This window comes from Brucella grignonensis, from assembly GCF_002252505.1.
Classification (GTDB): domain Bacteria; phylum Pseudomonadota; class Alphaproteobacteria; order Rhizobiales; family Rhizobiaceae; genus Brucella; species Brucella grignonensis.
The window spans coordinates 1-437 of record NZ_NNRL01000065.1 but is presented as its reverse complement, the minus strand read 5'-3'; the positions used below and the strand labels follow the sequence as shown (position 1 = coordinate 437).

Sequence of the window (437 nt, the reverse complement as noted above, 5' to 3'; positions counted from 1 at the left end):
GAATGAAGCAGACCGCCGACGACGACCACGTGGTCCAGCTTTTCCGGATCCACGAAGCCGCAGGACGGGTTTACCGAGGTACCGCAGCTCGAGCGAATGGGTTCTCCCGTCATCGACATGATGTGCCATTGACACTTGATCGGCCGACTGGTGTCGCCGTCGTCCGCGGACAAGCGCAGGACATCCAAGAACCCTGCCAGCGCGGTGAACGTGAAATTGTGGGTGAGAAGGAACCCGACCCTCAAGGGCAATGTATCTGTCAGCAAGTCTCGTATTCCAACCATCTAAATTTCCTCCCTCGTCCCTGAACAACGGTGACCGGTGAGACCTCCGATCCGCCTGCGTTTCAGGTGAACGACCCGGACGGGCGTCCTCCTGAAGGCGGAACTCCTCCTAATCCCCTGCGTCGCAGGCTCCCGTCCCGCCGGGCGTCCGTC

1 pseudogene is annotated in these 437 nt (G+C 60.6%); it reads right to left on the bottom strand.

The features are described from left to right. Nucleotides 1–266: pseudogene (locus CEV33_RS00840) on the bottom strand (GlxA family transcriptional regulator); the annotation flags it as partial. Nucleotides 267–437: the final 171 nt, after the last annotated feature.